Consider the following 20,973-nt stretch of genomic DNA (forward strand, 5'->3'; position numbering starts at 1 on the left):
AATACAAAGAAAATGAAAATCATAGGAATTAGTGTGCGCACTACCAATCAGAACGGACAAGCGATGCAAGACATAGGAAACCTTTGGCAACGCTTTTTTAGCGAGCAAATTTTGGCAAAAATACCCAATAAGGCAAGCGATGCTATTTACAGCATCTACACCGATTACCAAAAGGACTATAACGAGCCTTACACTTGTATGATAGGAGTAGAAGTTACCACGCTCAGCACGATTCCCGACGGTTTAGAGGGTAGGGAATTCCCTAAACAAACCTTTCAAAAGTTTGTAGCCAAAGGCGCAATGCCTCAAGCAGTAGGGGCGATGTGGCAACATATCTGGGACAACGACGCCACGCTTAATCGCACTTATATATATGACTATGAGCGCTACACCGAGAAGTCTCAGCAAGGTGATGCCTCCGAAGTAGATATTTTTATAGGCGTAAAAGATAACAAATAGCGAACTTAAAAATAGAGGATTGCCAACAAACCTCTTAACTAAAATGATGTTACCAGAAGAAGAAAACTACGCGGTTACCAAATTCGAATTGATGCTCAAAGAGAATAACATTCTCTTTTTCGACGTTGATGAATTTGAAGAAATCGTAGAATATTACTTAGAATACGGACGCATTAGCAAAGCGAAACGTGCCTTGGAAATCGGTTTGTCACAACATCCCGATGCTTCATCACTTAAATTGCTAAATGCAGAACAATTGGTGTTTGAAGACCGCTTAGAAGAGGCTTCGGAACTCCTCAATGAACTGTTGCTCATAGAACCTATGAATGCTGAAGTGCACGTGCAACAGGCTAATCTGTACTCTAAAATGAATAAACATCATCGCGCTATTGAGTTGCTACAATACGCCATCACACTTACCGATGACGTTTCGAATATCTATGCCCTAATGGCAATGGAATACCTCTATACGGAGGATTATACTAATGCCAAAAAGTATTTTACCAAATGTTTGAAAGAAGACCCTCAGGATTATACCGCGCTCCAACAGTTGGTGTTCTGCTATGAGGTGTTGGGAGAAGTGCAAGAGGCAATCGACTTTCTAAACACTTACTTAGACCAAAATCCTTATTGTGAAGTTGCTTGGTATTACCTCGGTAAGCTGTATTTATCCATTACCGACCACAAAAATGCCTTGCGTTGCTTTGATTTTGCTATCATCAGCGACGATACTTTCACGGGGGCTTATTTCGAGAAAGCTCGTGTGCTCGAAATGATGGAAGATTACCAAAAAGCTATTGAAAACTATAAGATTACTCTTACCTTAGACGACCCTTCGGCTTTAGCCTATCTGCACATTGGGCGTTGTTATGAGAAAATGCGTAATGATGCCAAGGCAGAAGAGTATTATTTCAGGGCTACTCACGAAGACCCTCAACTCGACAAGGCTTGGATTACCTTAGCTGACTTCCATTACTTGCGTCACAATCACGCTAAGGCTCTAAAATACATTAAAAAGGTACTTACTTTTGAATCTAATGAGCCTTATTATTGGCGCCGTTATGCCGAGCTGAATTATTATCACTTTCAGAACCTAAAAGAAGCAGAATACGGCTATCGGAAAGCGGTACAAAACGGCGATTATTCTTATACTACCCTCATCGAATGGATTGACCTACTATTGCTCTCTCAAAAATACCGAGAAGCCTTATCTATCATTGCCGATATAGTACAAATCTACCCGCACGAACTGGAGAATTACTATCGTATTGCTTTGGCTTATTACGGATTAGACGATTTAGAGGAGGCTACTCATTATTACCACTTAGGCTTACAACACGCACCTGAATGGCAGTCGTTTTTTGAACACAAATTCAACTTTAAAATACAATAGTTTATGGGGATAGTGCTCCGTCAATCGTTTAAGAATATGATGGCTACCTATTTAGGGTTTGCCATAGGGGCACTGAACACCCTTTTCTTGTTTACTTACTTCCTCTCCAAAGCTCAGTACGGATTAGTGAGTTATGTTACTTCCACTGCCACCATTCTGTCCCCTCTTATCGCCTTTGGGGTGAATAATACCTTGGTGCGTTATTATACCGCTTATCGAGATAAGAAAGAGCAAGCGCAATTCAACCTGATGCTTTGCTTTTTGCCTTTGCTCATCATTGTGCCTGCCACCTTTGTCGGGGTAATTGGGTACGAACAGATTGCACAATGGCTTTCGGCTAAAAACGAAGAAGTGCGCGATTACGTTTTTCTCATCTTCCTCACTTCCATAGCGATGGCTTACTTTGAAATTGCTTATGCGTGGACGCGTGTACAGCTAAAAACCGTCTTTGGCAATTTTCTTAAAGAGGTATTCCATAGGGTAGGAGTGATGCTCCTACTATTAGCCATTTATTTGCAGCTCATCGACTTTCGTCAACTGATATGGGGCGTATTTTGGGTGTATGCCTTGCGTATGCTCTTGATGTTCATTTTTGCTTTCTATGTACGCCGACCGGAATTTGCTTGGGGATTGCCTAAGAACAAGAAAGAAGTTTTTTTGTATAGCCTTTTTGTGATTTTATCAGGCTCGGTAGCTTCCGTATTGATGGATATTGATAAGTTTATGCTGAACCAATACTTGCCTATCGGTGAGATTGCCGTTTACAATGTAGCCATTTTTACAGCTACGGTGATTGCCATTCCGTATAGGAGTATGTACCAGATTGTGAGTCCACTGACGGCACAATTTATGAATCAAAGCAAGCCAAAAGAGCTATCCGACCTGTATAAGCGCAGTACCGTGAATACTTATTTTGTGAGTATGGTGATTTGTGTGCTTATCATCGTCAACGCCCAGCAGTGTTATGCCCTCTTGCCCGATAAGGAATACAGCACAGGACTTACGGTGCTTGTCATCATATCGATAGTAAAGCTATCGGACGCCTTAGTGGGCTTCAACAACGCGGTATTGCTCAATTCACCTTACTATCGTACCGTGCTGTTTTTGGGTGTTTTTTTGGTCATAGGCACTGTTTTAATGAATATGTGGCTCATACCGCTTTACGGCATCAATGGTGCGGGATTAGCAACCCTAATCGCTTTTAGTTCGTATAACCTACTCAAGTCGGTTTTTGTGTATCGCAAATACAACTTACAGCCTTTTTATAAAGAAACGTTACAGACCACCTTCTTTGGTAGCGTAGTCATAGGAGGTTTCTTCTTTTGGGATTTTCCGTTTCACCCTCTTGTAAATATCAGCTTAAAATCATTACTCGTAGGGGGAGTCAGTGTATTTTTTCTTCTTAAATTGGGAATTTCGGAGGAGTTAATAAAGCTTATTCGCCGATTTAGTAATTAGTAAATTAGTCTTTGTATTCGCTTTTCGTATAGAGTAGACCCACTGTAGACCCACTGTAGACCCACTGTAGACCCACTGTAGACCCACTGTAGACCCACTGTAGACCCACTGTAGACCCACTGTAGACCCACTGTAGAGCCACTGTAGAGCCACTGTAGAGTCACTGTAGAGCCACTGTAGAGCCACTATAGGTTCGTTCTTCCTTCACTTATTATTCGATGAAACTTTATACTAAGTATGTTTGTATAATTGTTATGAATTTGTTCATCATAAAAGATATCCCAAAATATCTTTGTATATGATACTTTTTTTCTGTATCTTTGTCATTGGATTTTAGTAACCATAAAATGTACTAAAAAAATAAATGTAATATGCATCCACGTATAAAAAACATTCTTGAAAATTACACTTATCCTATTATCAAATCTATTACTTACCCTAATGGTGATATGCTTGTTTTGGAGGGACAATGGATTAAAGAGAAGTATCATCTAAGAATTTTGTGCAAATCTACCTTAGATAGTTATTTTTCTTATAACGAAGAGGATTATGTCTCTAATCTCTATCCGAAAATTATGGTAGAGAATGCCCAATATAAAATTTATGGAGGTGAATGTAGTTGGGAAGGAGATGGTTTTATTTACATTATCAATAAAGAAAAAGGGAAACTTTTATGGTTTTTGTTTTTGGATAATAGCGAGTATTTTAAGGAAGCCTATTTTGAGGATACAAACCATATAATCGCTCGTTCTGAACTTGGCTTACAACTAAGAATTCCTATTAATGAACCTGAAAAACTAAGTGTAATAAAATGACTTTAGAAGAGATAAAAGCAATTGTCTATTACATTCAAGGCTTACAAGCCCTTTGGAAAGAAGGCTATAATGCTAAAAAAGTAGGGGATTATACTTCCAATTTTATATGCAAAGACTTCAGAGACTATAATACCACAAATGAGCTGTGGGAGGTTATCAATGAGTTACGGCTTATGGGAGAAGGAGAAGAATGGGAAAAAACTAAAGAAGAAGTAGAAGCTCTCATTCAAGAGAAATTAGGAATTAGTATTTGCGAACCTATCAGTATACTTTCTTACACAACTAACTTGTTTATAAAGCAACTTACCAACGATTTCTTAACCGATTCACTAGTTTTATCATTTATTGAACAGATAAAAGAGCTTATTACTTATCAAGAATATACTTTGGCATTGGAAAACTTACTGAAAAGCCTTTTGGAAAAATGTATTTTTATTCCAAGAGATACTTTAGCTATTTTGGATAACATAGAAGATACTCAAATTCAGCGATTACAACAAGCATTATGGGGAGTGTAAAACGAAAATTTTTCTAATTATTTTTGATGTTTTTTGTAAAATGCATAAATTATCTATATCTTTGCAGAAAACCATATTATTATGAACAAAAAAAGAAATATTAAGCAAAAAATTAACTTATTCATAGGTTCTATTGGAGCCTTTATAGGAGTAATGGTATTTATAGCCTATATTCCTCAAATTATAGCAAACTTAGAGGGGCATAAAGCGCAACCTTGGCAACCATTGTTTGCAGCAGGGTCTTGTCTTATCTGGGTGGTGTATGGCTGGACAAAAGAACCTAAGCCAGATTATATTCTCATTATTCCCAATTTTGTAGGAGTGGTTTTAGGATTTTTAACTTTTATTACTTCTCTTTAAATACATTGAGTTATAGGATATATTTCAATTAAAACAAAGAAAGTAAAATATAAATAAATCCATCAATAAAAAACTATCGTTTTTCTTTGGTGGATTATTCTTTTTTTATACCTTTGTCATTCGTTTGTTAAATAGCAAATAACTTTTTAAACTTACCAAAATATTATGTCTAAAGAATTAGAAAATGTAATGACCAATCACTTTGAAAAAAAACACCTTATCGCTTTGATATGTATAGTGATTGTAACCGCTGTAGTGTGGAATTTACCTACTGAGGTGTTTCATATTAGCGGACTAACGGTGGTACATCAGCGAATTATCGCTATTTTTGTGTTTGCCACTCTTATGTGGATTAGTGAGGCTATCCCTTCGTGGGCTACTTCGCTGGGTATCATCACCCTAATGTGTTTAACGGTTTCTAACCACAGTCTGTTCTTCTTTAAAGGAGAAGAGAACGAGATTTTCGGAAAACTACTCAGCAGTAAAGAGATTATGGCTACCTTTGCCAACCCTGTAATTATACTCTTTTTAGGTGGTTTTTTCTTGGCTATTGCCGCCACCAAATCGGGGTTAGACGTCTTGCTTGCCAAGAATTTGATACGTCCGTTTGGGAATAAAAGCGAGAATGTGTTATTGGGTTTCCTGCTCATTACGGGTATTTTCTCAATGTTTGTGAGCAATACTGCTACGGCAGCTATGATGCTCACTTTCCTTACACCTGTTTTTGCAGCATTGCCTGCAAGTGGCAAAGGACGTACCGCACTCACGATGAGTATCCCGATTGCTGCTAACTTGGGCGGTATGGCTACCCCTATTGGTACACCCCCTAACGCTATTGCTCTACAAGCTCTTAATGACCCAAAAGGACTGAATATGGGCGTTGATTTTGGCGAATGGATGTCGTTTATGTTCCCATTGGTACTTTTGTTACTCTTCATCTCGTGGCGACTTATATTAAAATTCTTCCCTTTTACTCAAAAAACAATTAACTTACATATTCTAGGAAAAGTACACCAAGGTTGGCGTATGTGGGTAGTAAGTGGCACTTTTATCGTTACCATTCTTTTATGGCTACTCCCCAGTGAACTAACGGGTATTGATGCCAATACCGTTGCCTTAGTGCCTATGGGTATTTTTGCAGCAACAGGCGTGATTACCGCCAAAGACCTACAGTCCATCAATTGGAGTGTTATTTGGATGGTAGCAGGAGGTTTCGCTTTAGGTTTAGGTATCAATGAATCGGGCTTAGCCGAACTTGCTATTGATACTATTCCATTTGGGTCGTGGTCGCCTATAATAGTATTGATTGCCTCAGGACTTATTTGTTATCTTCTCAGCAACTTTATTTCCAATACTGCTGCGGCAGCCTTGTTAATTCCTATTTTGGTAACTATTTGTCAAGGAATGGGAGAAAACCTAAGCGCAATAGGAGGTACCTCTACAGTGCTTATTGGGATAGCTTTGGCAGCATCATCAGCGATGTGTTTGCCTATTTCTACCCCTCCAAATGCCATTGCGTACTCTACAGGCTTAGTAAAACAAAACGATATGCTGAAAGTGGGGCTTATCGTAGGGCTTATCAGTATGGTGATAGGGTACCTTGTTTTATTTATTGTAGGAGAAACACATCTCTTAGGCTAATATGAAGAACATTATCATAACAGGTACCAGCAGAGGTATAGGCTTTGCGCTAGTACAACAGTTGGCTGCGGAAGGGCATAACATTTTAGCCCTTTCGCGGCATACTGCTACTATAGAGGCACTGCAATTGCCTAATGTGCATTGTTTCCCTTTTGATATTACAAAAACAGAAGACATACAAACGGTAGTCACTTATTTGCAACAATGGCAGTGCGTGGATATACTCATTCATAACGCAGGAAAACTCATCAATAAACCCTTTGAACAACTTACTGAAACTGACTTTTTAGAAGTGTATAAGGTAAATGTATTCGGAGTGGCACAACTCACTCAGAAAGTATTGCCTTTTATGAGGAATGGCTCGCACGTGGTAAGTATCAGCAGTATGGGAGGGGTACAAGGGAGTTTGAAGTTTGGCGGTTTGGCAGCGTATAGTTCCTCCAAAGGTGCTCTTATTACCCTATCGGAACTTTTAGCCGAAGAATACAAAGAGCGCGGTATCATCTTCAACACCTTAGCCTTAGGTGCGGTACAGACCGAGATGCTCACTGAAGCCTTCCCTGATTATAAAGCTAATATCACCCCACAGCAAATGGCACGCTACATTGCCGATTTTGCCCTTAATGGTAGTAAGGTATTCAATGGAAAAGTATTACAAGTAGCCAATACAACTCCATAAAACAATTAAAAACTAACGACTAATAACTAAAATATGTACATCATTATTTTAACGTATCAAAAAGACCTTTCAGAGGTTGAAAAACATTTAGAAGCACATCGCGCTTATTTAGATAAGCATTATGCTTCAGGACATTTTGTCGCTTCAGGAGCACAAGTACCTCGTGTAGGTGGGGTAATTTTGTGCAAGGGCGGTAGTAGGGGAGAGGTAGAAGCTATCATTGCCCAAGACCCTTTTTATCAGCACCAAATAGCAACCTACCAGGTCATTGAGTTTACTCCTACCAAATTCTCTGAGGAGTTCGGTAAGGTACTCTCTTAAAACCACAATTAACAAGTGAAAATTATTTTTCTAACAGCCCTTACTTTCTCAATCTTAATACTCCTGCTTTATTACCTAATTCAGCAGTCTAAAAAGCCTTCGGGTTTTGTAGGTGTAATAATGATGAGACTTTTTAATCGTGTTTATATACCAATGGTACAATGGGCATTAGGACTTTATAAACCGTCAGAATCTCCACGAAAAATATTAGATATAGGAGTAGGAAATGGCAAATCAACTGTCCTGCTCACTGAATATTTTCCTCATAGTGAAGTTTGGGGAATTGAAATATCCGAAATTGCTATTAAGGAAGCAAAGAAGCTTCATACAAGGGCTATCTTTCAGTTAAAGAACATTCGGCATACCTCATTTGGTGATAAAACTTTTGATTTGATAACTGCTTTTCAAACACATTTCCATTGGCAAGACCTCAAAGAGGCTTTTTTGGAAGTCAAACGTATACTTTCAGACAAAGGCATTTTTCTCATTGCTTGTGAATATGCAAAGATTAGTTATTACCTTCCTAAGCTAAAAAGAACAGAAGATTTTAGTCAATTTTTAAACTCAGTAGGACTATCCTTAATACAAGAAGAAAGAATGCAAGGTTGGGTGTTTTATAAGTTAATAACTACTGAATATAAGTAACTTATGATAAAAATGTAAACCTTTTATTTAATTTATATTCTATAAAGTATCTATTTACTATGTATATAAATGTGAAAATAATCTAATAATCAGTATATTAACCACCAATTTAAACAAAAGTAACAAGCATTTATTACGCTTACTAATGCTTTCGTTTTTGTTATGATACTTACACTTTAGCTTTAAAATGTTTTAATAAAATATTAATAACCAATATTTTAATATAATAATTATATATGAGTAAAAATATAGTCTCTACTACCAGGAGGAAACGCAAGGCAAATCGCTCCAAAAAGGTAGGTTTGCCTGCCGGTAGTCTGGTGTATTTCGGTAATAAAGAGAAGCCTCTCAATATAGAAGTCTTTGCCTATAACGAGCATTCTTGTGAGGTAAAGAAAGTTTCTTCGGCTGAGGAAGCCCTTAAATTTATAATCGATAGCCGTATCACCTGGGTGAATGTAAATGGCTTAAACAATATTGAGGAAGTAAAAAAGTTAGGTGCTTATACTCATTTAGATAACCTATTTTTGGAAGACGTACTCGATACCGAACACCGTCCGAAAGTAGAAATCCTCGATGAACATATTCTTGTGATCATTAAAATGCTGTACTACGGCAAAGATAAGCAACTCATTTCAGAGCACTTAGCATTATTATTGGGTAAAAACTACCTCATCACTTTTCAAGAAAGTGAAGACGAAGACGTGTTTGACCCCGTACGCAAACGTTTGCAAAACGCCGATAGCAGTCTGCGCAAACGCCCCGCTGACTATTTGCTATTCGGACTCTTAGATGCTATTGTAGACAACTATTTTGTGATTTTGGATAAAGTAAGCGATAAGATTGAAACCATTGAAGATGATATTATTATTCACCCTCGTGAAGATATGATTTCCGAAATCCAGTTGTTGAGAAAGAGTGCTATCTTTTTGCAGAAATCAATTACGCCCTCGCGTGAGGTAGTAAACAAGATAGAGAAAACCCCTCATCATCTTATCGACACCGATACCAAGCATTATTTCCGTGACCTCCACGACCACACGGTGCAAATTGTGGAAACACTCAGCACTTACCGCGATATCCTTTGGGGGCTTACTGATACCTATATGGGGGCAATGAGTAACAAGATGAACAACATTATGCGCTTGCTCACCCTTATTTCTACTATATTTATTCCGCTCACTTTTATTGTAGGGGTATACGGTATGAATTTCAAGTATATGCCTGAATTAGAAGTATGGTGGGCATATCCGTTAGTATGGTTGGTGATGATAGGTATTTCAGTAACAATGATTTTCTACTTCAAACGCAAAAAATGGCTTTGATTTTTGTGAAAATGCACTATCTTTGCGCGCTATGAATTTGTTAGACGAGAATGTACAACGCTTTATCAGGGAATACGAGGGGACAACTACAACATTGCTCCTTAAAAAAACTGTGTTCAATGGCATTTCTAACAAAGAATTAGTACAACAGATTGAAGGCAGACGTACAGCAGCTAAAAAACTCCCTTTTTTGCTTACTGCGGAAGGTATATTGTTTCCCCCAACACTTAATTTAGAGCAAACCTCCTCCGAAGCAACCGCTCAGTATAAGGCACAAGGCTTACACGGAGAACGTTTTTTAGACCTTACTTGTGGGTTCGGTATTGATGCATTTTTTCTTTCAGAGAAGTTTAAAGAAGTTACGTTGGTAGAACAAAATAAGGAACTTCTCAGTAAAGTAGAGCATAATTGGCAGGTTCTAGGGCGCAAGGCTACATTTATAAATGGAAGCGCAGAAGCTTTTTTGAAAGCCACAACAGCACATTACAACCTTATTTATCTCGATCCTGCCCGTAGAGACATACTCAAACAAAAGAAGTTTCTCTTAGAAGACCTCTCACCTAATATCTTAGAGTTACAGTCTGTACTATTACAAAAAGCAGATAAAGTGCTTACCAAACTTTCACCTATGATAGACATTAGTTATCTGTTGCATACGCTACCCAAGATAACACACATTCATTTAGTAGCTTTGCGCAATGAAGTAAAGGAGGTATTAGTAGTACAAGAACCTAAAAAAGAAACGCAAGTACAAATACATTGTGTGAATTTGGAGACTGAAGAGCCTATTTTGCAATTTACAGAAGAAGTGTTGCATAGTTCTCAAGCGGTATATAGTGTGCCTAAACAATACTTGTATATTCCTAATAATGCTTTGTTGAAATCAGGAGCTTTTAATTATATAACGCAGTATTTTGAGGTAGAGAAGTTGGACGTAAATACTCATCTATACACTTCCAAGCAGCTAAAAAAGCCCTTTGCCGGACGTGTTTTGCAGGTAACTCCTATCAATCCTAAAGAGTTGAAGAAAGGTAGTAAATATTGTATTCTCTCTAAAAACTATCCGTTATCGGTAGCTGAAATTAAAAAGAAATACCATATCGTGGAAGGTGGTAATGAATATCTTATCTTTACCCGTTCCGTTGAGGGGTTGGTCGTACTTTTAGGGAAGGTAATCGAGTGAGAAAGTTTTTTCTTTTGAGGTAAAAATGCTTAGTAAACGATAGTTGTACACTGGGAGTAATCAAGCGAATAGGTTTATTATCCGTAGGATAAACTGACTTGTTATTAAAGATTCCCGATAAGGCTACTGTCCAATCATCTTTCAGATATACAAACGAAAAGCGTGTCACAGAAGTAGGATAAACCTTAATATTCAGCTGTTGCAGTATGTCCATTTGGTTACCAAAATTCAGTCCACCGATAAACGCCCCTGTAAGTAACCAGTGTTTGCCAGCTACCCACGAATAGCCATAGCCCACGTGAAAACCTATTTGGAAATTCTCAAAAGCCTCGCTACTCACATTCTCTGTTTTAGCATCAGGCTCTATGCGATGCCAATAGAAACCACTGCCAAAAAGCAAACTCCCCGCCGATTTCACTTGGCGTTCGCTTTGTTCAAAGGCAGCTCGTGCCGAGAACTTGTCTGCACGCCATACGTAAGTGCTTTCTACACCTATTTGCTGGGTAGAAAGGGTAGGGAAGAGGGTGTAATTCCCTTTACCTCTATCGATATAAAATCCTGTATAGTCTTGATAATAAGCATCTATAAGAATGCGTTTACCGTATTTATGTGCTTGTATATCAATACTGCGAGTTTTTAGATTTGTTTCATTTTTTAGTCGGAATAAGTTCTGTGCATAAAGTACGTTAAGCCCTAATATCTTGCGCAAACCTATTCCAACTCCTAAACTAAATGGGGAGTTGGGTGAATAAACCTCTTTCCCTTGCGTAAGTATGAGCATTTTGGTAGGAGTATATGCTCTGAGCCATATTTCTTGCGGATAAGGTTGAATGTAGGTAGTATCGCGCTATTGTGCAAAGAACGAAAGGCAACTTCCCCACAAAAAAATCAATAATAAGGCTCGTAAATTCATTATAATATATAAAAACGGGTGCAAAAGTAATACATTTTTAGCAACTATGAAAATCATACTCAAATACTTTCCCTCACTTAGTGAGTTGCAACAACAACAATTTGCAGAGCTCAAACCGCTGTACGAAAAGTGGAATGCTCAAATAAACGTCATCTCGCGCAAAGATATAGACGATTTCTACGAGCGACACGTGTTGCATAGTTTGGCTATTGCTAAGCGCATTCAGTTCGTTGATGGCACGGTACTATTAGATGTCGGTACTGGTGGAGGCTTTCCTGGCATACCTTTGGCTATAATGTTTCCTAACTGTCAGTTTACATTGGTCGATTCTATCGGAAAGAAAATAAAAGTAGTACAAGAAGTAGTAAAAGCTTTAAGGCTCACCAATGTAACGGCTATGCAGATAAGAGCCGAAGAACTAAAAGATACTTACGACTTTGTGGTAAGTCGTGCCGTTACTCAAATGAAGGACTTTATGCCTTGGGTAAAAGGAAAGTTCAAAAAGACTTCTAAAAACGACCTCCCTAATGGTATTCTTTACTTAAAAGGCGGTGACCTTACTGAGGAGTTAGCACCTTTTCCTAAGGCAGAACTGACTGATATCAGTAGTTATTACGATGAACCTTTCTTCGAGACTAAGAAAATAGTGTATTTAAAGGGATAAAATATTAGAACCAAATCATAAAAAAGGCTGTCTAAAACGACAGCCTTTTTTATGATTTAAATTTTCTTGAGTTGTTGTTGCATCATCTTTATTTGGTCGCCCATTAAGTTTTGCTTATCTAGCTTTTTAGCCTCAGTGAGGAGCTCCTGTGCTTCGCGTTTTTTGCGCTTTTGCATCATAATACCTGCCAAACTCAATTTTGCCATCGCTACGTCATAACTCATCGTAAGTCCCAATTGTAGAGCTTTACGAAAGTATTTTTCTGCTTGAGTAAGGTTCTTTTGCGAGTAGATAATACCGTACATATAGTTGTAATAGCCTTGTTGTTTGCGGAGTAAAGCTGTCTGAGGGTCTGCTATTTTGCCGAGCCATTTTTCCATTCCTGCAAAGTCTTGCTTGCGCAAACGTAAGAATGTGAGAAGTATAAATTCGTTGCGAAAATAGAGTAAAATAGGAATAAGAGAAAGCAAAATAAGCGCTATACCATTTCCTATATTCCCCTGTGTGAACTGATATACCGCCCACGCTATGATAAGCACGGCTATAACTATCTTTAAATATTTGTTCTGTAAATATTTCATTTCTGTTTTTGTTTTAAAAGTTTGCAAAGGTAGTAATTCTTCTTGAATAATGCTAATATTTAATCCTTTTTTTCAACAAAGAGACTTTCGGAGTATTCTATATGAGTGAGATATAACCCACAAGCGGGAACCGATGCTCCTGCTTTACTGCGTTTCTTACTGAGGATAATATCTTCAAAATCTGTAAGCGAAAGTTTCTGTAAGCCTACATCTATAAGTGTTCCTACAATCGCCCGTACCATATTGCGCAAGAAACGGTCGGCGGTAATAGTAAAAATGAGTTGGTTCTCCACCTTATCCCAATGCGCTTCGTATATTTTGCAATTATATGTCTTTACATCGGTATGTGTTTTAGAGAAGCACTGAAAATCACTATAATCAAAAAGTATTTGAGCCGCTTCATTCATAAGCGCTACATTTAACGGAAGAGTAAATACCATCGCATAATCATAAGCAAAAGCATCTTTCTGAGTGCTAATATGGTACTGATAAGTGCGTTTCAAAGCGTCAAAACGGGCGTGGGCATTAGGCTGTACTTCATATATATGATGAACAGCTATATCTTTTGGAAGAAAAGCATTTAACTTGTGAACCAGAGTAGCGGGCAACGCTTCTGTCACATCAAAGTGAGCATACATCTGCAAAGCGTGCACACCACTATCCGTGCGACCTGCTCCCACAACTTCTATAGGCGTTCGCAAAAGAGTAGAAAGAGCCTTCTGTAAAACTTCTTGCACTGAAATAGCTTTGGGCTGGGATTGCCAGCCGTAATAGTTTTTACCAAAGAAAGAAAGTTCTATAAAATAACGCATTTTTATCTTTATAAAAAGTAAAAGGTAACAGAGCATAACTCTGTTACCTTTTAACTAACATCTTATACAAATTATTATTCACCCAATAGTTTTTTAATACGTTGGAAGTTAGCACTGTCGCTCAAAGCTCCATAAATGCTCTTTAGTTGTTCCAAGATATTTTTATCGTTGCCATTAGCTTTCACGTAGCTTTCTAATACTTCAGCAGCTTTTTTAAACAAAGCTTCTTTTTGGTCTCTAAGTTCATTGAATTTCTTAGTATCAGCAGCCGAATTGCCTAATGAATTCATTTGCTCTACCAAAGCATTACCTTCATTAATGTAAGTAGTCGAAAGGTTCAAGGTAGCATCAGCATATTTAGGTTTAATTTTAAGTGCTTGTTCAAAAGCTTTACGAGCCTCTATATTGTTACCTTGTTGCATATTGATAACCCCAATATTGTAGTGAAGGTCAGCATTATTAGGGTCAAGCTGTGCAGCTTCTTGCATTAGTTGTTTGAATTTTTCTTTATTGTCTAATTGCAAGTAAACATTGGCTTCAGCAAGAATGATGTTAGCATCTTTAGGATAAGCTTTTCTTGCTTCTGCAAAAGCTTTTAGAGCCTCATCAGTCTTGTTTTGCTCTACGTAAATAAAGGCAATATTCTTCACGATATCAGCACGTTTTGAAGGCGTTTTTTCATTTCTAGCTTTTTCGTGAGTACCTGCTTTCACCATCAAATCACGCTGGTTTTTATCAGGGAAAGTTTCCTCTTTTTTAGTTTGCTTATTAGTAGCCAAATAAAGTGTTTCAGCACCGTCATAACCTAAGTCTTTCAACTCTTTATAAAGTTTCACAGCGTTGTCATAATCTTTATTTTCAACCGATACTACTGCCGCATTGTACAAAAATACAGTATCACGCGGACTGAGGCGGTATACTTGTTCAAAAGCAACCGAAGCATTCTTGTAGTTTTTACGCTCGTAATTGTCTTGTGCTTGCTTAGCTGCAATATTAATAGCCTCATCAGCCAAAGTTTGCAACTGGTTTGTGTATTTGCCTTTACCTCCTTCTAATTGTCTTACTTTGGCAAAAGCTGAAGAAGCCGCTTGCAACGAAGGCAATACATTTTCATTTTTCTTAGCAGCCTCCACATTCACTTGTGCTTCCAAGAAATAGAACTGAGGTGCAAATTCAGTACCCTCAATAGAACCTTTAATGGAGTTTAATCCGCTTTTGGCAGTTGTTAAATCTCCTTTACGGATTTGTTTTTCAATCTCTTTGAGTTCTTTTTTTTGTCCGAACGCCACTGCCGAAATCAGTAAGGCAGCAGCCATTAATAATGGTTTTCTCATATTGTTTTGCAATTTTAACGCAGTTTTTTGTTTTATGTACTAATTTGAAGTCGCAAATGTAGCACTTTATTTTTAAAGCACCAAATATTATCAACTTTTTATTTAGCAACAAAACTTGTGCCAACCGCATTCTTCTGACAATTAGTCCGTTGAAGTTCCTCAAAAGTTACATCTTCTTATCTTCAATTCTCATAAACATTCCTCAAAAGTTACTCACACTAAAAATTGCATTTTTTTTGCCAAAATCACGTTTTTATGATTTTTTTCTCAATAACGTAAATACCTCTTTCTACCAATTGAGATTCAACTTAGTAACCTCTTTCCTTCGTCTTTTGTTCGTCTTTCCTTCGTCTTAGGTTCGCTCTTCCTTCGGTTAAGATACATCTAAAAGGTAAGATAGGTATATTTTCTATCTAACTGATATATAACCAATTATTATTTTTAATTCACTAAAAGATGAAAAAGAATTTTATTGTCTTATTTTAAAAAAATATGCTCTATTTTAGAAATTTTAACATTTTTTTCTCAGCTTCTCCAAAGTCATATAGTGCTTACATTAATCAACCTTCATTTTCTTTTGATTTTAAAATCAATTTTGTTTAATTTCTGTCACGTAGTCTCACTGTAAAAAGAATACTTTTAACCTATTATATTATTGTTTTTTATTAACAATAAAATTTATAAGGTATTACTATTGTATTTCCAATTATTATTTGTATCTTTGCACTCAAATAAAATCTTATGAAGAAATTAACTTTAATCGCATTCCTTTTAATTGTCTTTTCTTGTAAGACAAACCCTTTTACAGGGAAGAGTACCCTTAACTTTATGCCTAATAGTCAGGTATTCCCAATGGCTTTTAGTGAGTATTCCACCTTTTTAAAATCTAATAAGGTAGTGAAAAACACAAACGATGCCGCTATGGTAAAACGCGTAGGCGAACGCATAGCCAAAGCTGCCAAACTATGGCTTGATACCAATGGTTATAAAGGCTATTTAGATGATTATCGTTGGGAATATAACTTGGTAGATAGTCCCGAGGTAAACGCTTGGTGTATGCCAGGGGGTAAGATTGTGGTTTATACGGGAATTTTACCTATTACACAATCCGAAACAGGTTTGGCAGTGGTAATGGGGCACGAGGTGGCTCACGCTTTAGCCGACCACGGGGCACAACGTATGAGTGCTGCTACCTTACAACAAATAGGTGCTATTGCAGGTTCAGTAGCCTTGCAAACTAGCAAATACGCTGCTTATACCGACCAGTTTATGCTCGCTTACGGCTTAGGGTCTAATTTAGGAGTAATGTTGCCCTTTAGTCGTTCCAACGAAACAGAAGCCGATGCCATAGGTATCCAGATTATGGCAATTGCTGGTTATGACCCCGCTGAGGCTCCTGAGCTATGGAAGCGTATGAGTGCCAAGAGTAATGGTAAATCTACACCTACTATTTTAAGCACCCACCCTTCTGATGCCTCTCGTATCAAAAACCTCACTGCCTTAGTACCCAAAGCACGTGCTGAAGCTGCTAAGTTTGGAGTCACCCATTTTCAATAACTAAAAGATATGATAAGCATCGCTACAATTCCTCTTTTGAAGGAGTATAGGGAGAGGTTGTCAACATTTTAGTATTATTCACACCAATATAGGTAACAAATAAAACATTATAAAGATATGCAACAAGTTTATGATAAAATTAATGAAACGGCTCGCATCATACAGTCGTACATCACAGAGCACACTCCTGAATTTGCTATTATTTTAGGTTCTGGACTCAATAAGTTAGAAGATGAAGTAGAAGTAATTTCTGAGATTAAATACAACAATATCCCTAACTTCCCTAAATCTACTGTAGAAGGACACAAAGGTAAACTGATTTACGGTAAAATAGAAAACCGCTATGTGCTAATGATGGCAGGGCGTGTGCATTATTACGAAGGATATACAATGCAAGAAGTAACCTTCCCAATACGCGTTTTTGCGCAATTAGGTATTAAACGTCTGATTGTTTCTAACGCTTCAGGAGGGGTGAACCCTAACTTTTCAATAGGTGATGTAATGGTTATTCGCGACCATATCAATTTATTTCCTGAGCACCCTCTACGCGGTAAGAACTTAGACCTATTTGGTGCGCGCTTCCCCGATATGAGCAAACCTTATAACCAAGCTATGATAACCGAGCTCGAAAAGATAGCTAAGAAACATAAAATCAAGCTCCAAAAAGGAGTGTATGTAGGTTTGCAAGGTCCTTCTTTTGAAACCCCAGCCGAATATGGTATGGTACGCATTTTAGGAGGTGATGCCGTAGGTATGAGTACCGTACCCGAAGTAATTGTAGCACGTCATCAGAATATGGAAGTATGTGCTCTTTCAGTCATCACCGACTTAGGTGGTCCCGACATCTCCCCCGATGTATCACACGAAGAAGTACTCAACGCCGCTAATATTGCAATGCCAAACGTGATATTATTGGTGAAGAATTTGATTAAAAACTATCAATAGTTTTTAGTTGTAATATAAACTTTGCCAAAGTTTTAGACTTTGGCAAAGTTAAATTACCAAATTATTCACTTTTCACTCCTTACTCTTCACTTTTTGCTTTAATAAGATTTAGCACCTTCTCAGGACAACGTACCGGTCTAAAAGTCCTCGCATCTACAAACACCAATACAGTATTAGCCGTAGAGAGTAATTCTCCTTTTTCATTGAGAATTTCATAGTCAAACTCTATTTTTGTAGAGGGTAATTCTTTTAACTTGGTACGAATAGTAATGAGCTCGTCATACAAAGCAGGCTTTTTATACTGAATTTGCAGGGATACCACAGGCATCATTATTCCTTCTTCTTCCATCGCCTTATAGGTAAAACCAATAGACCTTAACCACTCCACTCTTCCCAATTCGAGATACTGAGGATAATTCCCATAGTACACTACCCCCATTTGGTCAGTTTCTGCATAACGCGTACGCAGTACATAATCAAAATATAATTCTTTCATATTTAGATAGATATAAATATTAACAAAACATTAACAGTGCTCCCATATAAAATAAAAGTACAAAAACAAATGTTAAATATTTTTTTTATTCAAAAATTATTCACAACTTTGCTCACTGAAAAAACAACAGTTTTATTACCGGCAAAATTAGTAAAAAAATCTAATAATCAAATTTTTAGCTAAAAAGTAGCACTAAAAAAGATGAAAGAAGCAGCTGAAAAAGTCTGGAGTAGGTGTCTTGAATTCATAAAAGACAATATCACTGAGCAACCATTTAACACTTGGTTCGCTCCTATCGTACCTGTAGAATTAGAGGGCAACACCCTAAAAATCAAAGTGCCCAGTAAATTCTTTTGCGAGTGGTTAGAAGAAAATTATATTTCTCTTCTCAAATCAGCTATGACTTTTACCTTAGGTGTAAACTCTCGCCTCGTATATATTGTCGATACTCCTCTTACTAAAGAACAACTTCCTAGTACTAATCGGCCGGAATTAGCAAAACAGACTTTGACTTTAGCTACTGAGACCAAAGACCCTGGACTTAAAAATCCTTTCGTAATACCTGGTATTCGCGAAATAACTGTTGATCCTCAGCTGAACTTACATCAGAACTTCGACAACTTTGTGGAGGGGGCTTCCAATCGTTTAGCGCGCTCTGCAGGTATGGCAGTTGCCAACAAACCTGGAGGTACGGCTTTCAATCCGCTGTTTATCTTCGGAGGAGTAGGCTTAGGTAAGACCCACTTGGCACACGCAATAGGGGTAGATATCAAAGAAAAATACCCTAAAAAGAAAGTGCTATACGTCTCTGCCGAAAAGTTCACTCAACAGTTTATCAGTGCTTCCACAGCCAAAGACAAAGATAAAAATACACTTAACGACTTTATTCACTTCTATCAGCTCATCGATGTGCTGATAGTCGATGATATTCAGTTCCTATCAGGGAAGGTAAAAACCCAAGATGCTTTCTTTCACATCTTCAATCACCTGCACCAAAATGGAAAACAGGTAATCCTCACTTCCGATAAAGCACCAGTTGATTTGTTCGATATCGAACAGCGCTTACTCTCTCGCTTTAAATGGGGACTTTCAGCCGAACTGCAAACGCCCGATTATGAAACGCGCTATAAGATATTAGAAAATAAATTCTATAATGATGGTGCTGAAATAGGTGACGATATCATCGCTTATTTAGCTGAAAATATTCGTACCAATGTGCGTGAACTCGAAGGGGTGAGCAATTCACTGATTGCACAAGCAGCTTTCAACCGCAAAGAGTACTCTATAGAACTCGCACAAAGCATTATTGATAAATCGGTGAAGAATAACCGAAACGATTTGACGATTGACCATATTCAGCAAATCATCGCCGATTACTTTAGCTTAGATATAGAATCCTTGCATTCAAAAACTAGAAAGCGCAATGTGGTTCAAGCGCGACAGTTGGCAATGTTTTTCTCGAAGAAATACACCAAAAATTCGCTTTCTACTATTGGAAGCCAAATAGGGCAACGCGACCACGCTACGGTGCTACACGCTTGTAAAACGGTGGAAAATCTAATAGAAACCGACCGTGCATTCAAGAAATATGTAAGTGATTTGGAAACTAAATTCTCTGACTGATGGAATCCTTATCTCAACTATTACCACAAGAAGAACGATTAGCGGTAAGCAATGAACAAAAATCTTTGAAAATAGGACTTCCAAAAGAGCACACCTTTCAGGAGCATCGCATTTGCTTAACTCCCGATGAAGTAGCGGTATTAGTAGCTAACGGACATCAAATACTAATAGAGGCTGGGGCAGGGGAGGAGGCTCATTTCTCTGATACCGACTATAGTGAGGCAGGTGCTGAAATAGTATACGATACCCAAGAAGTATTCGCGTGTCCTATTGTGCTAAAAGTTCAACCACCTACTACTGATGAACTCGCTTACTTTAATGCTCAATCTGTATTGTTGTCGGCTTTACAACTTAACATACAAGATAAAACTTACTTCGAGACGCTTGCACAAAAGCAAATCACTGCCTTAGCTTTTGAATATATAAAGGACGAAGCAGAAAATCACCCTATACAGCAGTCGGTTGATGAGCTCACAGGTATTGCAGCTGTACTCACCGCCTCTGAACTGCTTGCAGAAGAAAACCAACTCTTGCTTGGCAATATCACCGGAATACCGCCTACTGAGGTAGTACTTTTGGGTGCAAATGAACTCACCGAAGCCGCTGCCAAAACCGCCTTAGGATTGGGCGCTAATGTAAAGATATTTGCTCCTTCTCTCACCGATTTGAGAAAACTGCGTACACATTTGCCCTCCTCAGTATATACCGCTACTTTGCAACCTCAGTTGCTCCGAGAAGCCTTAACACATTGCCACGTGCTTATAGGAGCTATGAGTGGAGAATGTCGCTCACCCATAGTAGTGACCGAAGAGATGGTACAACAGATGAAGCGTGGTGCTGTGATAGTAGATGCTAGTATTGGGATAGGAGGCTGTATAGAAACCAGTCAGCTTACCACTTTAGAACAACTTACTTTTACAAAATACGAAGTAGTACATTGTGGAGTGCCGAATTTACCTTCCCGCTATGCTCATACAGCTTCAACTTTGTTCAGCAATATCCTATTACCTTACTTACTGAAAATAGGAGAGGAGGGAGGTGTAGAAAACCTATTACAAATAGACAAAGGTTTTAGAAACGGACTCTATTCTTATCACGGAATCATTACTCATCACAACATCTCCGAGTGGTTCGGATTACCTTACAAACCTTTACATTTATTGTTTTTATAGATACAGAATAAGTTTACTTAGTACCTTATAAAATGTCCGAAAAGTTAACTCTATAACTTCTCGGACATTTTGCAAACTT

Annotated in this window: 22 protein-coding genes; 17 read left to right on the forward strand and 5 right to left on the reverse strand. The window is 37.9% G+C overall.

Features of this window, described 5'->3' with window-relative positions; genetic code table 11:
* Positions 1 to 12: 12 nt before the first annotated feature.
* The 12 genes from HW279_RS09160 (at position 13) to HW279_RS09215 (ending at position 10,797) form a co-directional block, all read left to right on the forward strand.
* On the forward strand, positions 13 to 459 hold the full coding sequence (locus HW279_RS09160) for a GyrI-like domain-containing protein (RefSeq protein ID WP_178958748.1): 447 nt from the start codon (positions 13 to 15) through the stop codon (positions 457 to 459).
* A 43-nt stretch (positions 460 to 502) separates the two neighbouring features.
* On the forward strand, positions 503 to 1,852 hold the full coding sequence (locus HW279_RS09165) for a tetratricopeptide repeat protein (protein WP_178958749.1): 1,350 nt from the start codon (positions 503 to 505) through the stop codon (positions 1,850 to 1,852).
* Positions 1,853 to 1,855: 3 nt separating this feature from the next.
* Positions 1,856 to 3,310, forward strand: a complete 1,455-nt coding sequence (locus tag HW279_RS09170) for a lipopolysaccharide biosynthesis protein (protein WP_178958750.1) — start codon at positions 1,856 to 1,858, stop codon at positions 3,308 to 3,310.
* A gap of 371 nt (positions 3,311 to 3,681) precedes the next feature.
* The gene (locus HW279_RS09175) at positions 3,682 to 4,125 is read left to right on the forward strand and encodes a hypothetical protein (protein ID WP_178958751.1); all 444 of its coding nucleotides are present in this window, start codon (positions 3,682 to 3,684) and stop codon (positions 4,123 to 4,125) included.
* Positions 4,122 to 4,643 (forward strand): hypothetical protein, encoded by a 522-nt coding sequence (locus HW279_RS09180; protein WP_009750493.1) that lies wholly within the window; start codon positions 4,122 to 4,124, stop codon positions 4,641 to 4,643. Before HW279_RS09175 ends, HW279_RS09180 begins: the two co-directional genes overlap by 4 nt.
* 81 nt (positions 4,644 to 4,724) lie before the next feature.
* On the forward strand, positions 4,725 to 5,003 hold the full coding sequence (locus HW279_RS09185) for a SemiSWEET family transporter (protein ID WP_009750494.1): 279 nt from the start codon (positions 4,725 to 4,727) through the stop codon (positions 5,001 to 5,003).
* Positions 5,004 to 5,168: 165 nt separating this feature from the next.
* A complete protein-coding gene (locus HW279_RS09190) occupies positions 5,169 to 6,644 on the forward strand; it encodes an SLC13 family permease (RefSeq protein ID WP_015782940.1) in 1,476 nt (491 codons plus the stop codon).
* Between the two features lies 1 nt (position 6,645).
* Positions 6,646 to 7,323 carry an SDR family NAD(P)-dependent oxidoreductase gene (locus tag HW279_RS09195; RefSeq protein WP_015782941.1) on the forward strand — a complete coding sequence of 226 codons (678 nt, stop codon included), beginning with the start codon at positions 6,646 to 6,648 and terminating at the stop codon, positions 7,321 to 7,323.
* Between the two features lie 33 nt (positions 7,324 to 7,356).
* Positions 7,357 to 7,644: a YciI family protein gene (locus HW279_RS09200; RefSeq protein ID WP_178958752.1), complete on the forward strand. Its 288-nt coding sequence runs from the start codon at positions 7,357 to 7,359 to the stop codon at positions 7,642 to 7,644.
* 15 nt (positions 7,645 to 7,659) lie between these two features.
* Positions 7,660 to 8,289 carry a class I SAM-dependent methyltransferase gene (locus tag HW279_RS09205; protein WP_178958753.1) on the forward strand — a complete coding sequence of 210 codons (630 nt, stop codon included), beginning with the start codon at positions 7,660 to 7,662 and terminating at the stop codon, positions 8,287 to 8,289.
* A 236-nt stretch (positions 8,290 to 8,525) separates the two neighbouring features.
* Positions 8,526 to 9,614, forward strand: a complete 1,089-nt coding sequence (gene corA, locus HW279_RS09210; protein ID WP_178958754.1) for a magnesium/cobalt transporter CorA — start codon at positions 8,526 to 8,528, stop codon at positions 9,612 to 9,614.
* Between the two features lie 31 nt (positions 9,615 to 9,645).
* Entirely contained in the window at positions 9,646 to 10,797 is a 1,152-nt protein-coding gene (locus HW279_RS09215; RefSeq protein WP_009419742.1) for a class I SAM-dependent methyltransferase, read from the forward strand.
* Here HW279_RS09215 and HW279_RS09220 read toward each other — a convergent pair.
* Complete coding sequence (locus HW279_RS09220; RefSeq protein WP_410493749.1) at positions 10,745 to 11,629, reverse strand: DUF4421 family protein; 885 nt, start codon at positions 11,627 to 11,629, stop codon at positions 10,745 to 10,747. The genes HW279_RS09215 and HW279_RS09220 overlap by 53 nt on opposite strands.
* A 127-nt stretch (positions 11,630 to 11,756) precedes the next feature.
* Here HW279_RS09220 and rsmG point away from each other — a divergent pair, with 127 nt between their 5' ends.
* Entirely contained in the window at positions 11,757 to 12,374 is a 618-nt protein-coding gene (gene rsmG, locus HW279_RS09225; RefSeq protein ID WP_178958755.1) for a 16S rRNA (guanine(527)-N(7))-methyltransferase RsmG, read from the forward strand.
* Positions 12,375 to 12,430: 56 nt separating this feature from the next.
* Here rsmG and HW279_RS09230 read toward each other — a convergent pair whose 3' ends face one another.
* The 3 genes from HW279_RS09230 to HW279_RS09240 are packed head-to-tail and all read right to left on the reverse strand — an operon-like array spanning position 12,431 to position 15,101.
* Positions 12,431 to 12,955 (reverse strand): DUF2892 domain-containing protein, encoded by a 525-nt coding sequence (locus HW279_RS09230; protein ID WP_178958756.1) that lies wholly within the window; start codon positions 12,953 to 12,955, stop codon positions 12,431 to 12,433.
* Between the two features lie 59 nt (positions 12,956 to 13,014).
* Positions 13,015 to 13,803 carry a tRNA pseudouridine(38-40) synthase TruA gene (gene truA, locus HW279_RS09235; RefSeq protein WP_178958757.1) on the reverse strand — a complete coding sequence of 263 codons (789 nt, stop codon included), beginning with the start codon at positions 13,801 to 13,803 and terminating at the stop codon, positions 13,015 to 13,017.
* Positions 13,804 to 13,841: 38 nt separating this feature from the next.
* Positions 13,842 to 15,101, reverse strand: a complete 1,260-nt coding sequence (locus HW279_RS09240; RefSeq protein WP_178958758.1) for a tetratricopeptide repeat protein — start codon at positions 15,099 to 15,101, stop codon at positions 13,842 to 13,844.
* Positions 15,102 to 15,842: 741 nt separating this feature from the next.
* Between HW279_RS09240 and HW279_RS09245 the strand changes: the two genes are divergently transcribed.
* Together HW279_RS09245 and HW279_RS09250 are read left to right on the forward strand one after the other, a co-directional pair.
* The gene (locus HW279_RS09245; RefSeq protein WP_009417753.1) at positions 15,843 to 16,658 is read left to right on the forward strand and encodes a M48 family metallopeptidase; all 816 of its coding nucleotides are present in this window, start codon (positions 15,843 to 15,845) and stop codon (positions 16,656 to 16,658) included.
* A 117-nt stretch (positions 16,659 to 16,775) separates the two neighbouring features.
* The gene (locus HW279_RS09250) at positions 16,776 to 17,603 is read left to right on the forward strand and encodes a purine-nucleoside phosphorylase (protein ID WP_009750505.1); all 828 of its coding nucleotides are present in this window, start codon (positions 16,776 to 16,778) and stop codon (positions 17,601 to 17,603) included.
* Positions 17,604 to 17,682: 79 nt separating this feature from the next.
* Here HW279_RS09250 and HW279_RS09255 read toward each other — a convergent pair whose 3' ends face one another.
* Complete coding sequence (locus HW279_RS09255) at positions 17,683 to 18,099, reverse strand: acyl-CoA thioesterase (RefSeq protein ID WP_178958759.1); 417 nt, start codon at positions 18,097 to 18,099, stop codon at positions 17,683 to 17,685.
* 201 nt (positions 18,100 to 18,300) lie between these two features.
* On the opposite strand from HW279_RS09255, the gene dnaA reads away from it, so the two are divergent.
* Together dnaA and HW279_RS09265 are read left to right on the forward strand one after the other, a co-directional pair.
* Positions 18,301 to 19,722, forward strand: coding sequence for a chromosomal replication initiator protein DnaA (gene dnaA / locus HW279_RS09260; protein ID WP_106095402.1), 1,422 nt, complete (start codon positions 18,301 to 18,303; stop codon positions 19,720 to 19,722).
* Positions 19,722 to 20,894 carry an alanine dehydrogenase gene (locus HW279_RS09265; RefSeq protein ID WP_178958760.1) on the forward strand — a complete coding sequence of 391 codons (1,173 nt, stop codon included), beginning with the start codon at positions 19,722 to 19,724 and terminating at the stop codon, positions 20,892 to 20,894. The genes dnaA and HW279_RS09265 overlap by 1 nt, the downstream gene beginning before the upstream one ends.
* Positions 20,895 to 20,973 lie beyond the last annotated feature (79 nt).

This window comes from Capnocytophaga sp. oral taxon 903 (assembly GCF_013394785.1).
GTDB classification, from domain to species: Bacteria; Bacteroidota; Bacteroidia; order Flavobacteriales; family Flavobacteriaceae; genus Capnocytophaga; species Capnocytophaga ochracea.

What these genes read in the sequence shown, in the direction of transcription:
- HW279_RS09245 (WP_009417753.1), top strand. Translation starts at nt 15,843, where the DNA reads ATGAAGAAATTAACTTTAATCGCATTCCTTTTAATTGTCTTTTCTTGT.
- HW279_RS09255 (WP_178958759.1), bottom strand. Translation starts at nt 18,099, where the DNA reads ATGAAAGAATTATATTTTGATTATGTACTGCGTACGCGTTATGCAGAA.
- HW279_RS09200 (WP_178958752.1), top strand. Translation starts at nt 7,357, where the DNA reads ATGTACATCATTATTTTAACGTATCAAAAAGACCTTTCAGAGGTTGAA.
- HW279_RS09175 (WP_178958751.1), top strand. Translation starts at nt 3,682, where the DNA reads ATGCATCCACGTATAAAAAACATTCTTGAAAATTACACTTATCCTATT.
- HW279_RS09190 (WP_015782940.1), top strand. Translation starts at nt 5,169, where the DNA reads ATGTCTAAAGAATTAGAAAATGTAATGACCAATCACTTTGAAAAAAAA.
- dnaA (WP_106095402.1), top strand. Translation starts at nt 18,301, where the DNA reads ATGAAAGAAGCAGCTGAAAAAGTCTGGAGTAGGTGTCTTGAATTCATA.
- HW279_RS09195 (WP_015782941.1), top strand. Translation starts at nt 6,646, where the DNA reads ATGAAGAACATTATCATAACAGGTACCAGCAGAGGTATAGGCTTTGCG.
- HW279_RS09185 (WP_009750494.1), top strand. Translation starts at nt 4,725, where the DNA reads ATGAACAAAAAAAGAAATATTAAGCAAAAAATTAACTTATTCATAGGT.
- truA (WP_178958757.1), bottom strand. Translation starts at nt 13,803, where the DNA reads ATGCTCTGTTACCTTTTACTTTTTATAAAGATAAAAATGCGTTATTTT.
- HW279_RS09165 (WP_178958749.1), top strand. Translation starts at nt 503, where the DNA reads ATGATGTTACCAGAAGAAGAAAACTACGCGGTTACCAAATTCGAATTG.
- HW279_RS09240 (WP_178958758.1), bottom strand. Translation starts at nt 15,101, where the DNA reads ATGAGAAAACCATTATTAATGGCTGCTGCCTTACTGATTTCGGCAGTG.
- HW279_RS09170 (WP_178958750.1), top strand. Translation starts at nt 1,856, where the DNA reads ATGGGGATAGTGCTCCGTCAATCGTTTAAGAATATGATGGCTACCTAT.
- HW279_RS09250 (WP_009750505.1), top strand. Translation starts at nt 16,776, where the DNA reads ATGCAACAAGTTTATGATAAAATTAATGAAACGGCTCGCATCATACAG.
- rsmG (WP_178958755.1), top strand. Translation starts at nt 11,757, where the DNA reads ATGAAAATCATACTCAAATACTTTCCCTCACTTAGTGAGTTGCAACAA.
- corA (WP_178958754.1), top strand. Translation starts at nt 8,526, where the DNA reads ATGAGTAAAAATATAGTCTCTACTACCAGGAGGAAACGCAAGGCAAAT.
- HW279_RS09160 (WP_178958748.1), top strand. Translation starts at nt 13, where the DNA reads ATGAAAATCATAGGAATTAGTGTGCGCACTACCAATCAGAACGGACAA.
- HW279_RS09215 (WP_009419742.1), top strand. Translation starts at nt 9,646, where the DNA reads ATGAATTTGTTAGACGAGAATGTACAACGCTTTATCAGGGAATACGAG.
- HW279_RS09265 (WP_178958760.1), top strand. Translation starts at nt 19,722, where the DNA reads ATGGAATCCTTATCTCAACTATTACCACAAGAAGAACGATTAGCGGTA.
- HW279_RS09180 (WP_009750493.1), top strand. Translation starts at nt 4,122, where the DNA reads ATGACTTTAGAAGAGATAAAAGCAATTGTCTATTACATTCAAGGCTTA.
- HW279_RS09230 (WP_178958756.1), bottom strand. Translation starts at nt 12,955, where the DNA reads ATGAAATATTTACAGAACAAATATTTAAAGATAGTTATAGCCGTGCTT.